This is a genomic window from Galbibacter mesophilus (genome assembly GCF_023721415.1).
Classification (GTDB): domain Bacteria; phylum Bacteroidota; class Bacteroidia; order Flavobacteriales; family Flavobacteriaceae; genus Galbibacter; species Galbibacter mesophilus.
Window position 1 is genome coordinate 756,981 of record NZ_JAMQVC010000001.1, and the last position, 10,816, is coordinate 767,796.

A 10,816-nucleotide genomic window follows, 5' to 3' on the forward strand; every position below is an offset into this window, starting at 1 on the left:
TAGAAGTACGATTTTAGAGGTACCTAGTTTTAGGAGGTCACTTCGAGCACGGCGAGAAGTCGCATTACTCTGGGAAGGGAAGATTGAAAGATTCAATGGTTGAAAAATTGATGGATTTGGAGATTTGAAGATTAATAAGATTTATATAATTGGAATTTAAAAGGATAGATTATAAGCAGTTAAACGCACGGCAAAAAGAAACTTATAATTTTCAAAAAGTTTCGTCGATTTTTGCTGAATATGGCTTTGCAACAATTAAATTAAACGATGATTGGAATGGTGCAGACTTTATTGCTCAACACATAGATGGAGATGTTTATTTAAAAGTACAGCTTAAAGGAAGATTGACATTTGACAGAAAATACATAGGAAAAGACCTTTATATAGCTTTTCGGCACAATGAGAGTTGGTTCCTCTATCCACACGATTTATTATTAGATAAATTTCTTGAAGAGTTTTCTACCCAAATGGCAACCACCACATCTTGGGTTGAAAAAGGAAATTATACTTGGAGTTCTTTAAGTCCAAAGATATAAAGGATATTAGTGGAATATAAATTCAATTAGCCTTTAAAAAATCATCAAAATCTAACCACTCTGTACTAATTACTCAATACTAAGAAAACAAATGAACAAACTATCACATATAAACGAGCACGGGGAAGCCACCATGGTAGACGTTTCTGATAAAAAGGTAAAGGCACGAACGGCAACGGCTTCAGGGGAAGTTATTTTTCCTGAAGATGTATTTGCTGAATTGTCGCAGAATCAATTTTCCAACAAAAAAGGAAGCATTATTCAAACGGCAGTTATTGCAGGCATTCAAGCGGTAAAAAAAACAGCTGATCTCATTCCGCTTTGTCACCAATTAGCCCTTTCCAAAGTACATATCGATATTCAACCAAAAGGGAATTCGCTAATTATAAAATCTACTGTAAAATGCACGGAAAGAACTGGCGTGGAAATGGAAGCACTAACTGGAGTTTCCGTGGCGGCACTCACCATTTACGATATGTGTAAAGCGCTTTCCCATGATATAAAAATCACCAATATTCAATTAGACCAAAAATCTGGAGGGAAAAGTGACTTCAACAGATAAACTTTACGGCCTGATAATGGCTGGGGGGTATAGCAAGCGAATGCAACAGGACAAAGGCCTCATAAATTATCACGGAAAACCTCAACGTACGTACGTTTATGAATTATTGGAAGAAATTTGCGATGATGTTTTTATGAGTATTCGTAAGAATCAACAAAGTCAGTTTGCCCCACACATTAAAACCATTGTGGATGAAAACAAATATGAAGGTCCGTTTAACGGTTTGCTAAGCGCTCACAATTTCGATAGTGAAGCAGCTTGGTTGGTATTGGCTTGTGATTTACCATTAATGGATGCTGTAAATCTTAAACGTCTGAAAGAGGCACGTGACAAGAGTAAAGTCGCAACCGTGTTTGCTGCTGAAAAAACCAATCTTCCTGAGCCGCTTTGTGCCATTTGGGAACCAAACGGACTTAGAGCGGCAATGCGTTTTATTGCCGAAGAAAATTCATTCTCCCCTGTTAAATTTTTGTTGAATAATGATGCTAAAATTGTGAATCCTACGCAAGATGCCGTACTTTTAAATGCCAATACGGAAGACGACCGTAAGAAGGCAATTGAAAAGCTTCGGAAAAAGTGAACGACAAAAGATACATACGGCAAACCATTTTAAAAAGTTTTGGAAGAACGGCCCAAGAAAAATTGAAACATGCCAAGGTTTTGGTGGTTGGTGCTGGCGGACTCGGAGTTCCTGTTTTGCAATATTTAAATGCGATGGGCGTGGGAACATTGGGTATCGTGGAGAACGACACCGTAGATATTTCCAATTTACAACGCCAAGTAATGTATGCTGAAGGCGATGTGGGAAAATCCAAGTTGGATGTGATTTCTGAAAAATTACAAGCTCAAAATTCGGAAACAGAATTACATAGACATCCTACTTTCTTGCATTCAGAAAATGCACTTGAAATCATAAAAAACTATGATGTTGTGGTAGATGCTACCGATAATTTTCCTGCACGATATTTAATAAACGATGCTTGTGTTTTGCTTAAAAAGCCCTTTGTTTATGGTGCTTTGCATGAATTCGAGGGCCAAGTGAGTGTTTTTAATTACAAAAATGGACCTACCTACAGGTGCCTATTTCCCAATATGCCCAATGCCGATGAAATGCCAAATTGTAACGAAAATGGGGTTTTGGGGGTTGTGCCCGGAATAATCGGAAACTTACAGGCTTTGGAAGCTGTAAAAATGATTACGGGCATCGGAAAACCATTAGCTGGAAAGCTTTTGATTTTTGACGGACTACAACAGCAATATCAACAAATTTCATTTGATTTACAGTCGGAAAATTTAGCCATTTCTGAACTACAATCAACCTATGAAAATGTTTCCTGCGCTACCGATTTTACTATTTCCGTAGACGAATTTTCAACATACTTAAATAAAAAATCGCCCTTACAGATAATCGACGTTCGGACTCCTCAGGAATATGAAACTTTTCATTTTGAAAATTCAATAAACATTCCGTTGCAGGAACTTTCAGAAAGAATCAACGAAATAGATGCTGCCCAAAATGTTTATTTGGTTTGTCAATCGGGTGTCCGCAGTAAAAAAGCCGTGGACATTCTTAAAGAAAAGATAAACTCTTCCATTTTTGAATTGGAGGGAGGAATTAACAATTACAACCGCTATGCAATTAACCATTGAGTCACTTATCGCTTTATCGCTGTGCTTTTTCGTTATTGCCGTGCTATATTCTTCGGTAGGTTTTGGCGGAGGAAGCAGTTATTTGGCCTTGCTGACACTGTTTTTTGCTAGTTTTTTTGTGATTCGCTCAGTTGCCCTCGTATGCAATCTAGTGGTAGTTTCAGGTAGTACATATCTGTATTATAAAAAAGGGCATTTTGATGCCAAAAAATTTATTCCCTTTGTAGCAACCAGTATCCCATTAGCATTTCTAGGAGCTTCATTTAGGTTGAAAGAATATGTGTTTTTTATCATTCTAGGGTTGGCTTTAATGACGTCAGCACTTTTGTTGGGAACGCAGAGTATTAGAGAGAAAAACCAGAAAACGCGTTTAACAGCAAAGAAATACCCTATTTGGGTTACGTATTTTTTAGGCGCTGCAATAGGATTTCTATCGGGATTAGTAGGCATTGGAGGTGGTATTTTTTTGGCGCCCATCCTAAATCATATGCGATGGGATTTTTCCATTAAAATTGCCGCATTGGCCAGTTTTTTTATTCTGGTAAATTCCGTTTCGGGAATTGCAGGGCTCGTTTCCAACCAAATGTTTGTTTTTCCTTGGAAAGAAGGGTTGATATTGCTAGCTGTTGTTTTTATTGGTGGACAAATTGGAATTCGGCTTAGCCTGAACAAACTTAGCGGAAGGGGTATTAAACTTTTAACTGCCATTCTGGTTTTTGTGGTAGGTTTACGGGTACTGCTAAACAACGGATTGCAGGTAATTGATTTTTAAAGGAATAGCTCTTCATTGTTGACTATTCAGAAAAAAATATAAAATTTAAACTAAATATCTGTAATAACTCATAAATCGGGTTTAAATGTCAGGTCGAGCCTGCCTTAGTCGGCAGACAGGCGCAGTCGAGACCTTATTTTAAATGTTTGAGAAATAGATAACCTCTCGACTGCCTGCGCGAAATACCTTGGTAGGCGGGCGCTCGAGGCGACAGTAAGCGGATATTCAAAAAATTAAAAAAATGATTTCATTCGAAGAGGCATATACAATGGTAATGACAAATACATTTTCTTTTAAGGAAGAAAGTGTTTTCTTAACCAACAGCTTAGGGAGGGTTTTGGCAGAAGATATTTATGCCGATCGGGATTTCCCTCCTTTCCATCGTGTCACCAAAGATGGAATTGCGATTCATTCCAGTGCCTTGAAAAATGGTCAAAAAACGTTTCCTATTGAAGGTATTGTAGCGGCAGGAACGGAACAGATTGCTTTAAAAAGCGCTGAAAATTGCTTAGAAATTATGACTGGCGCTGTGTTGCCAGATAACGCAGACACCGTTATTATGTATGAAGAAGTTTCTATTGAAAATGGCAAAGCAACATTACTTTCGGAAGTTGAAAAAGGGCAGAATATCCATAAGCAAGGGAGTGACATTGAAAAAGGCCATATCGTAATTAAACAAAACACAAAGATTACAGCCGCAGAGATTGGCGTATTGGCTGCTGTAGGAAAAGTACAGGTAAAAGTAAAAAAGCTTCCAGAAATTACGCTTATTTCAACGGGAAATGAGTTGGTAGCTGTTCACGAGAAGCCTGCACCTCATCAAATACGAAACTCTAACATGCTCTCGCTGCATGCCCTCCTTCAGAAAGAAAACATTCAGGCGCATCACTTGCATCTTGATGATGAAAAGAACGAAATTAAAAATACGCTACAAGAACTTTTTACCGAGAACGATGTTTTGATGCTGAGCGGAGGAGTGTCTAAAGGGAAATACGACTTTATTCCGGAAGCAATGGAAGAACTTGGTGTAGAAAAAGTATTTCACCGAGTGCAGCAACGCCCTGGGAAACCGTTTTGGTTTGGTATTCATCGAGCAACAAACACCTATATTTTTTCGTTTCCGGGGAATCCGGTTTCCACGTTTGCTAATTATCATATTTATTTTAAAGATTGGCTGAACAAATCGTTACAGCTTAACTATTCAAAAGGGTTCATTGTGCTGGGAGAAGAAATGAGTAATACAACTCCCCTTACTTTATTCCTAAAGGTAAAAGTGAATGAAGAAAACGAAATAAGAAAAGCTTTTCTAATAAAGGAAAACGGTTCTGGAGATTTAACCAGTCTTGTGCACACCGATGGATTTATTCAATTAGCACCTAAAAAATCGGGGTACCAAAAAGGCGATGTGGTGCCCTTCGTTTCCACGAGATAGCATTGTATGACGCACGAATTTCAAAAAATAGTTGAAAGCCACCTAAAAGCGCGGAAAAACAAGCTAAAAACCGTCTTGGTAACCGTTGTCGCTTTAGAAGGTTCTTCTTATCGAAGACCAGGAGTGCGCATGCTTATTCGTGAAGATGGTAAAATGACGGGAGCCGTAAGTGGTGGTTGTGTTGAAAAAGAAATATTGAGGCAAAGCGCTACGGTTTTCAAAAGTGGAATCGCAAAAGTAATGATGTACGACGGCCGCTACCGATTGGGTTGCGAAGGGATTTTATATATCCTAATTGAACCCTTTCTGCTGAATGAAACTTTTTTAACCGAATTTAATCGGACCATTAAAGAGCGTACAGCATTTTCAATTATCTCCTATTTTCAAAAAGAGGAAAGTTCGGATGCTTCATTTGGTTCCGTAATTTTTTTTGAAAACGGAACACACTTTCCCCTTTCAGAAGGATTTGAGAAAACTTCCGAAGAAAATAAAATAGAAACTTTTACCCAGCGATTAAAGCCTTCCTTAAAATTAATAATTATTGGCGCCGAACATGATAGTGTACAATTGTGCGCACTGGCAGCGTTAAATGGTTGGGAAGTAATTATTGTAGCCCCCGAAGATGATGCCAGAACTTTGGAAAATTTCCCTGGTGCACTAGATGTAATTAATAGTAGAGCTCAGAATTTTGATTACAAAAATATCGATGAAGAGACCGCGGTAATCTTAATGACACATAGTTTTACGAAAGATTTGCAGTTTTTAAAGGAGCTGCTGGAACGTGAAATAAAATATATTGGAATTTTAGGTCCCGTAAAACGAAGGGAGCAACTTTTTCAAAAAATAATCGAAGACTCACCGGATGTAAATCCACTCTCTTTTGAAAAAATACATGCTCCAGCTGGCATAAATATTGGAGCAGAAACCCCGCAGGAAATTGCCGTTTCAATTATTTCAGAAATATTAGCCGTTTTCAGGGGGCAAACCGTCTTTCAATTAAAAGAACGCAACGGAAGGATACATTCGTAAACCCTTGTTTTTAGAATCCAAAAAGCGTATCTTAATACTTAAAAAGTTATCAGAATCCTAATTTATTGTTTTGGCCTGTCTATAAAAATATTGAAAATCGAGGAAGCAGTTTGGACAAATGATAAAAATCTGTTTGAGGCCGATCGTAGGAGGGCGAGTTATTTTTATCAGTGGCAGAGGGTTCCGTAGCATTTTCTTATGTTTTTATAGCTAGCCTAGATTTTTTTGGTTCGTTTTTTTATCGATGAAAAAAATGAACATCTAATATTCTGGAACACGATTATGCTGAAAATGTTAGAATTTTTCTAAGAACTACATTATAAAATGAAAAAAATTGCCATTATAATTCTTGCGGCAGGAGCTTCCAAAAGAATGAAACAGCCCAAACAATTATTGCCTTGGAGCAATTCAACCCTTTTGGAATACATTATTGCAAACGCAAACAATATAAAACGTGGAGATGTTTTTACGGTTTTAGGAGCCAATGCAGAGTTAATAACCAACACCATTAACATTGAATCAACCGTGCTTCTTCATCGAAAATGGGAACAAGGAATGGGGAGTTCTATTGCTTTTGGCGTATCGGAAATTGAGAAATCACAATACGATGGAGTCCTTATAATACTTGCCGATCAACCATTCGTAAACACGGCTTATTTAAATCAGTTGTTGGATACTTTTAACCAAGACAAGGTGAATATCGTGGCTTCCAGATTTCACGGAAATGTGGGGGTGCCGGCTATTTTTTCTTCGGAATATTTTAATGATTTAAAAGCACTTAATCGTGATTACGGTGCAAAAGACATCATAAAAAACCATTTTCAGGACGTAAAAACCATCCAAGCCGACGATTTGGTCATAGATATTGATACCATTGAAACCTACCGCGAAATTTATGATCAGGAATTTGGCATCGATGGGAAATAATACAACAATTCCCTTATCTTTGGATGCACTAAAATGGCATGACGTTGAAAACTAATATTTCCATACTTTTTATTATGCTTTGCGGTTTTTTAACCGCTTGCGGAGATTCAGAAAAGAAGCAAGAAAAAGACGATGCTGAAGAAACCGTAGCGCAAGGATATTCTCAATTGCCCGAAATAACATCTATCAATAAAGATAAATTAGCGGAAATAAATAAATGGAAAAAATTCAACGAGCTTTCTGTATTAATGGAGCGTTTTCAAGAACAGGAAAGTGGGGATCTTACTTATTTTGCTGAAGAATTTAAAAGATTGCAAGGTGAGATTGAAAAAGACTCTTTATTTCCTCCAAAATTCAACATTCCTGCCGTTAAAAGCAGATTGGTTGTGTTTGAAACTTTTACCAATCAATTACAGACAAGATTGGAAGAGAGTGCTCCTTTAGACTCCGTAAATATTTCTCGAAAAAAAGTTCTTGAAGCCTATAATGCCATGCGACAACAGCTGGCAGAAACATTGAAAAGTAAAATCTACGAAGACTTTATCAATAAAAAAGACTCCAATAAAACTTCCAAGATGTTGCAAAAATCTTAACGAATTGTTAATTAATTAACTGCAATTTATGCATATTAACAATTTGTTTTAAATTGCAGTAATTCATAACAAAAACTATTCGAACATGAAATTTACTTTAAACCAGCCTGTTATATACGGGCTTGCTTCGGTTTTATTCATTACATCTTGTAAGACCGAAGAAAAGAAGGAAGTTGCTGAGGTTAAGGAAACACCTGGCATCAACCTTCAATATATGGACACTACCGTGAGTCCGAAAGACGATTTTTTTAGATATGTAAACGGTAAATGGCTAGATGAAACCGAAATTCCAGCAGACAAAACTACTTGGGGTAGTTTTAACGAATTACGGGAAAACACAGATGATGATGCCTTGGCCATCTTGAATGCAGCCAAAGACGACCCGAATTTGGATGCAAAATCTGACCAAGCAAAAGCGGTACGTTTGTACGAATCTATTGTGGACACGGCTTCTAGAAATGAGCAAGGTGTTGCACCATTAAAACCGTATTTGGATAAAATAAACGCTATTGAAAATCTTGAGGATTTACAAGCTTACATTACCGAAATGACACCTTACACAGGAGCCACTTTCTTTAGGTTTGGAGTAGGTGCAGATTCTAAAGACAGTAACAAGAATGTAGCTAGTCTAGGTGCTGGAAAGTTAGGCCTGCCAGATCGTGATTATTATCTTGAAGAAGGGGATGAAGCCCAAGAAATTCGTGATAAGTATGTAGCTCATATCACCAAGATGCTTCAATTTGTAGGCTACAGCGAAGAAGAGGCTTCTGCTCAAGCAAAGGGTATTTTGGCATTGGAAACTACTTTAGCCGAAAAAATGCTGGATAAAGTGGAAAGACGTGACCCAAAAACTACCTACAACCCTACCGCCATCACTGATTTACAAAAGATGGTTCCTTCCATCGATTGGAAAAAATACCTAAGTGATATTGGTGCAGAAAGCGTGGACACTATCGATATCGGTCAAGTGGCTTATACAAAATCTTTGGAAAAGGTTTTTAGTTCTAGCAACATAGAAGATTGGAAGGCGTATTTGCGTTGGACTTTGGTAAATGATGCTGCAAGCAATTTGTCAATGGCGATGGACAAAGCTAATTGGGAATTTTACAGCAAAGAACTTCGCGGAGCCAAAGAGCAGGAACCATTGGAGAAAAGAGCATTGCAAACAATCAACTGGTCTATGGGGGAAGCTTTAGGAAAGTTATATGTGGATCAAAAATTCCCACCAGAAGCGAAAGAAACTGCTAAGGAAATGATTGCGAATGTGATCAAAGCTTACGAAATTCGTATCAAAGCTTTGCCTTGGATGGATGAAGACACTAAGAAAAAAGCGATTGAAAAATTAAATAAAACAACTATAAAAGTTGGTTATCCAGATGAGTGGAAGGATTATTCTTCCGTAGAAATTAAAACGGCTGAAGAAGGTGGTTCTTATTTCCAGAATTCCATGAATGTTTCAAAATGGGATTTTGCTGAAACCATTGATAAACTTGGTAAGCCAGTTGATAAATCAGAGTGGTTTATGGCTCCACAGATTGTAAACGCGTATTACAATCCTTCTTATAATGAAATCGTTTTTCCAGCTGCAATTTTACAACCGCCATTCTTTAATTTCAAAGCTGATGCTGCTGTGAATTATGGTGGTATGGGAGCTGTAATCGGGCATGAGATTTCTCATGGTTTTGACGATAGCGGCGCAGATTTCGATGCAGATGGTAATTTAGTGAATTGGTGGACAGATAAAGACCTAACACAGTTTAATGCTTTAGGGGATTCTTTAGCAAGCCAATATAGCCGAATTGAAGTACTTCCTGAAGTATTTATTAATGGTAAATTTACTTTGGGTGAAAATATTGGAGACCTTGGTGGTGTTAACGCCGCTTACGACGGACTTCAAATTCATTTAAAAGAGCATGGTAATCCTGGCAAGATAGACGGATTTACACCGGAGCAACGTTTCTTTATGTCTTGGGCAACTGTTTGGAGAACAAAGATGCGTGATGAGGCACTTAAAAACAGAATCAAAACAGATCCGCATTCTCCTGGCATGTACAGAGCAACACAGCCACTACTTAACATAGACGCTTTCTACCAAGCATTTGATATTAAAGAGGGTGATTCTATGTATTTAGAACCAGAAGAGCGTATTAAAATTTGGTAAGTTTATTGTTATCAGACAATAAAAAACCCCGAAGCAAAACGCTATCGGGGTTTTTTATGCTTTATAAACAATAGGATGAAAACTTAAATCTTTTAATTTTTAAATCCTTTAATCTTTCAATCTCTGAATTACTGTTTATCTTGAGAAGTGGAAGCCTTTGTTTTCTCCTGAAGGTTAAGTTCTTTTTGGTTAAGAAGAAGCTCACGTATTTGTTTCGCCAATTTAAAGTTTGGCGCCATCACAATAGCTTCGTCGATAAGGTTGATAGCTTGATCTACGTTGGCTTTGTTTTCGTTATACTTCAATAAACCTTCTTGGTATTTAAAGGCTGCTTTTAACGGAACTTGGTAAGGAGGATTAGCCTCATAGAAAGGCAACATATCTTTTTCTTGTGCATTTTCCAGTCCGTAATTTATATACGTTTGCGCTTCTACAATCTTCCCTATTTGCAAATTCAAATCAACCAAATCATACGCCACGTAAATATCGGGTTGCCTGCTGAACATGATATCAAACTGCTGTACCGCCAGTTGAGGTTGATTCAACGCTTTCAAGGCTCTAGCCTTTACTTCTACCGCCAAATTGGAGGCTTTCGTGTCTTTTTCCGTTCCCAATAAATTAACCGCCTGAACATGTTGTCCAGAATTACTGTAGAAATAAGCGAGCGTGTCTGTTCGTTTTTGGTTAGGCTCCAAGACGTTTAAATGGGTTAAAGCATTGATTACTCCCCGAACGTCGCCTTGTATTTTCATTTGCTCATAAAAGGCTTGGTAGTGTTCCGTAAGTTCCTTTTTACTTTGACTGAATACAGTTGAAGCACACAATAACAGGAAAACGAATGTAGTTTTTTTCATCATTATAATTTTTAAATGAATAGCGTCTGTTTTTGATAAATAGATTTCATAATTCACCAAATCTATTAAAATATTTCAATAAAAGCGTAATATAAGATAAAGCAATAAAAAGCACAAAAAAAGGGAATTGTCCGTTGAACAATCCCCTTTAATAAACTAATCTAAACTAACTTAAAAACCTAACCTAACTTTATCTTGAAAGTCTTCTTTAAAAGAAAACTTGTTGTTTTTGTTTTACATTGTAAAAGTACAAATTAACGGGTTTTTAAATATAAGATTTCAAGGTGTTTAACCTAGATT

The 10,816-nt window shown here is 37.3% G+C and carries 11 protein-coding genes; 10 read left to right on the plus strand and 1 reads right to left on the minus strand.

Translation table 11 applies throughout. The features are described from left to right. Positions 1–149 precede the first annotated feature (149 nt). The 10 genes from NDQ75_RS03275 (at position 150) to NDQ75_RS03320 (ending at position 9,662) form a co-directional block, all read left to right on the plus strand. A complete protein-coding gene (locus tag NDQ75_RS03275; RefSeq protein WP_202027948.1) occupies positions 150–536 on the plus strand; it encodes a hypothetical protein in 387 nt (128 codons plus the stop codon). 91 nt (positions 537–627) lie between these two features. Further along, a complete protein-coding gene (moaC, locus tag NDQ75_RS03280; protein ID WP_202027949.1) occupies positions 628–1,098 on the plus strand; it encodes a cyclic pyranopterin monophosphate synthase MoaC in 471 nt (156 codons plus the stop codon). Continuing rightward, on the plus strand, positions 1,082–1,678 hold the full coding sequence (locus NDQ75_RS03285; RefSeq protein ID WP_251762011.1) for an NTP transferase domain-containing protein: 597 nt from the start codon (positions 1,082–1,084) through the stop codon (positions 1,676–1,678). The genes moaC and NDQ75_RS03285 overlap by 17 nt, the downstream gene beginning before the upstream one ends. Then, on the plus strand, positions 1,675–2,748 hold the full coding sequence (gene moeB, locus NDQ75_RS03290; RefSeq protein WP_202027950.1) for a molybdopterin-synthase adenylyltransferase MoeB: 1,074 nt from the start codon (positions 1,675–1,677) through the stop codon (positions 2,746–2,748). The genes NDQ75_RS03285 and moeB overlap by 4 nt, the downstream gene beginning before the upstream one ends. Then, complete coding sequence (locus NDQ75_RS03295) at positions 2,732–3,520, plus strand: sulfite exporter TauE/SafE family protein (RefSeq protein ID WP_202027951.1); 789 nt, start codon at positions 2,732–2,734, stop codon at positions 3,518–3,520. Before moeB ends, NDQ75_RS03295 begins: the two co-directional genes overlap by 17 nt. A 241-nt stretch (positions 3,521–3,761) precedes the next feature. Beyond that, positions 3,762–4,952, plus strand: coding sequence for a molybdopterin molybdotransferase MoeA (locus NDQ75_RS03300; RefSeq protein ID WP_202027952.1), 1,191 nt, complete (start codon positions 3,762–3,764; stop codon positions 4,950–4,952). 6 nt (positions 4,953–4,958) lie between these two features. Continuing rightward, entirely contained in the window at positions 4,959–5,981 is a 1,023-nt protein-coding gene (locus NDQ75_RS03305) for an XdhC family protein (RefSeq protein WP_202027953.1), read from the plus strand. Between the two features lie 324 nt (positions 5,982–6,305). Further along, positions 6,306–6,908 carry a nucleotidyltransferase family protein gene (locus NDQ75_RS03310; RefSeq protein ID WP_202027954.1) on the plus strand — a complete coding sequence of 201 codons (603 nt, stop codon included), beginning with the start codon at positions 6,306–6,308 and terminating at the stop codon, positions 6,906–6,908. 44 nt (positions 6,909–6,952) lie between these two features. Then, positions 6,953–7,501: a hypothetical protein gene (locus NDQ75_RS03315; protein WP_242513651.1), complete on the plus strand. Its 549-nt coding sequence runs from the start codon at positions 6,953–6,955 to the stop codon at positions 7,499–7,501. Between the two features lie 85 nt (positions 7,502–7,586). After that, positions 7,587–9,662: a M13 family metallopeptidase gene (locus tag NDQ75_RS03320; protein ID WP_202027956.1), complete on the plus strand. Its 2,076-nt coding sequence runs from the start codon at positions 7,587–7,589 to the stop codon at positions 9,660–9,662. 128 nt (positions 9,663–9,790) lie between these two features. Here NDQ75_RS03320 and NDQ75_RS03325 read toward each other — a convergent pair whose 3' ends face one another. Then, the gene (locus tag NDQ75_RS03325) at positions 9,791–10,519 is read right to left on the minus strand and encodes a hypothetical protein (protein ID WP_251762012.1); all 729 of its coding nucleotides are present in this window, start codon (positions 10,517–10,519) and stop codon (positions 9,791–9,793) included. Positions 10,520–10,816 lie beyond the last annotated feature (297 nt).